Source organism: Anaerotruncus sp. 80 (assembly GCF_009936115.1).
GTDB classification, from domain to species: Bacteria; Bacillota; Clostridia; order Peptostreptococcales; family Anaerovoracaceae; genus Senimuribacter; species Senimuribacter intestinalis.
Genome location: NZ_QWES01000054.1, coordinates 1 through 2,780, shown reverse-complemented (window position 1 = coordinate 2,780; position 2,780 = coordinate 1). Strand labels below are relative to the sequence as shown.

The 2,780-nt window shown below is 35.6% G+C and carries 3 protein-coding genes; all 3 read left to right on the top strand.

Features of this window, described 5'->3' with window-relative positions; genetic code table 11:
• Nucleotides 1-328: 328 nt before the first annotated feature.
• Complete coding sequence (locus tag D1155_RS15405; protein ID WP_161880244.1) at nucleotides 329-574, top strand: hypothetical protein; 246 nt, start codon at nucleotides 329-331, stop codon at nucleotides 572-574.
• 402 nt (nucleotides 575-976) lie between these two features.
• On the top strand, nucleotides 977-2,266 hold the full coding sequence (locus tag D1155_RS15400) for a hypothetical protein (protein WP_160203296.1): 1,290 nt from the start codon (nucleotides 977-979) through the stop codon (nucleotides 2,264-2,266).
• 68 nt (nucleotides 2,267-2,334) lie between these two features.
• Nucleotides 2,335-2,775 (top strand): hypothetical protein, encoded by a 441-nt coding sequence (locus tag D1155_RS15685; protein WP_207709536.1) that lies wholly within the window; start codon nucleotides 2,335-2,337, stop codon nucleotides 2,773-2,775.
• Nucleotides 2,776-2,780: the final 5 nt, after the last annotated feature.

The following is a 2,780-nucleotide window of genomic DNA, read 5'->3' as shown; positions in this document are numbered from 1 at the left end:
TCATAAAGGATTTGACGTAGGATTAAGTATAAAGGTTAAAATTTTGTTCCGAGCCAAAATTTATTTTGGCTCGGAATTAGGTAGTATTCAGGGGATTTCAGCACTTGAAATCTTCTAAAGTGGTTTTGTTTATGGTTAATTATATATAAAATAATTATAACAAATTAAGGAATACTAATAATATATTAAAAAATGAAATACTATTTATTTTGGGTCGATATTCTGTTGGCCACATGTTAAGGTAAAGAGAGACAAAGTTTTGGTATAGATAATGCTGGAAATAAGTAAAAGCTGTATAGCAATGGAAAGAAGCGAGGAGGCAAAAGTTATGGGGCTGAAAAAGTTTTTTATGAACCGATGGGATTACAGTGCACTGATGTTTGCAATAAAGATTGTATTGGTATACGGTGCGGTGTGGTTGCTAGGAGTCTTTTTTAATTTGATTTTTCATAATACATTAACACGCGTGATTGTTGCAGTTTTAACAATATTTCACGCAATTGTACTTCCTCTGATTGGTGCTATAGCGTTAATTTATTTAATTAAAATTAACATGGAAAAACACGTCGATTAAACGTATTTGCCTAAGCACTAGGATAAAAATATTTGGAACTTTTCAGATGCTTCCGATAGGCTTGGTTAATATGGTGTTTTATTAGTACAGAGATGCCGAATCAGATGATACAGAAAACTTCAAGTAGCATGGGAACTAATTTGCGACAATTGAAAAAACGAAATATGTATCTTACATTGGGACTTTGCCCTATCATATGGTTTTCTAAAATTTGGAAACAATAACAACGAGTGGAAGTTCATCACAATCAATTAAAGGATATAATAGATTATCTTTTATGTAAAAAATGACCACTTATCCGAAAAAATGACCAGTTTTCCGAAAGTTTTTGTATTTTATCGGTGGAAATGTTACGCTGAATTTAAGGGAAGGAGGGAAAGTCAAGATGAAAGGAGAACGATTATGAAGAAGTTATTTGTATTATTTCTTTCAATTCTTTTAGTATTAATAACATGTTTAGTTTCGTTTGCAAATTCATCTGTGAGCAAGAAAACGACAATCAAGCTGGATATATCCACCTCAAAAGAAGACAAAGAAATTATCAAGTATTACAAAAAAATAGGAGATGACACTTATACAAAGCAGAACAATAATATTGTGATGAATGTGACAAACATTCGTGAGTCTAATGATAAAGTTCTGATTTCAGGTGATGCAGTTGCAAAAATGTTTGGAACTTCTTATTCTTTTTCTTTTAGCGAAAAGGAATTGGACATCAGGTATGTGAAAAATAAAAAGTTTTATACCGGTGCATTCGAGGTGAAGATAAATGACAGTTTCGATGGAATCGTCGACATTACTGCTATGGCAACCTTTAGCAAGACAATTATCAGTTTTACTTTGCTTGACTTGAACAATGAGGATAATCAGTCTGTGATGCTTTATGGTGATACATTTAAAGAGCAGCTTGCGCTTTTTAAACAGGAACTGACGACAGCAGAAAAGGAAGCGAGTGAGGGATCTGAGGAAAGTGCCGAAAGTAATGGGGATTTTGCAATGGCGGCTAGTACATCCTCATACCAGCATGTGACGAATAAGTCAAATTCTTCTCTCGGTGGCGTAGCCAGAGATAAGCAGATGCTGGTCATGAATGTAAGTAAATGTGACCCCAAGAATTTTGGGTCAGGGATGAATGGAATTGAGTTAATTCGGGTATTCTCCAGATCTTACAATGCTAAAAATATTGACTATGATCCATATATTGCCTTAGTGAAACCGTACCGCATAAAGGTAAAGTTTAATGGAGATGCGGTGAACTTAATGAAGGTTAATGGAACAAAACCTTCGATTGGTAATGGGAATTTAACGTCCATTTTTAAAGTGTTTACTTCGGTTATAGGAGGACAAACCAGTGGTCTTCTTGCGGCAGTTGCTACTGTAATTGATATGATTCCAATAGGGGCAGGTGATACAATTACGGAGAGTGGGGTAAATGCGACATTTGATGTCGGTGTTTCAGACTTAAATGCAGGTGACATAGATTTACCGGCGGCAACAAAATCTTCTGATGCAGAGACGGACGCAAAGCATGGCGTTGTGTTTAAAGTTTCTTATCAGCAGGACAATGAAGAAAAAACTGCAAATGTTTCGGTGTCATCAGTTCTTACATACAGAATGTTTGCGAACAATGGAAGAATGATTAACTTGAAAACCGGTACTGCGACAATTTCGCATAATTTGAATTTGAACTAAAGAACTGAAAGGCAAAGGAGCTATTCGTGGAAAAGAGCAAAACTTTCATTAGCATATTTTTAGTAATATTGATAATTTCGATTGCAGTATATGAAAAACATGTGGATAATGAGCGTTCGGAATATAATTTCCAGGCGAGTGCATCTGAAGAGTGCTTTGCTACTTTCTGTGAGTCCGCATTAGGGGTTTTCGATGAGAAATCAACCACTTTTTCTGACTTACAAAGTAGTTATACCGCTCTCATGTCAAGTATGAAGGTATGGGCGCGAAATCATTATGCCCATTGGCAGGATAAGAATTTGCCTTATGACATAACGTATGGTGAAGAAGAGGGCGACGACCCTTTAATGGATGTGTATTTTGCAATTCCGGAGTTGTATAGCGATATTGTCAATGCTTGCTATTTGAAAGAGCCGGAATATGAAATTACTTTGACAAAAAAGCAGGTTGAAGAACGAGTCGCAGAACTTCGCAGTCAGATGGAAATTCACTGTGTGCCATTTTCATAAAATTT

What these genes read in the sequence shown, in the direction of transcription:
- D1155_RS15400 (WP_160203296.1), top strand. Translation starts at nt 977, where the DNA reads ATGAAGAAGTTATTTGTATTATTTCTTTCAATTCTTTTAGTATTAATA.
- D1155_RS15405 (WP_161880244.1), top strand. Translation starts at nt 329, where the DNA reads ATGGGGCTGAAAAAGTTTTTTATGAACCGATGGGATTACAGTGCACTG.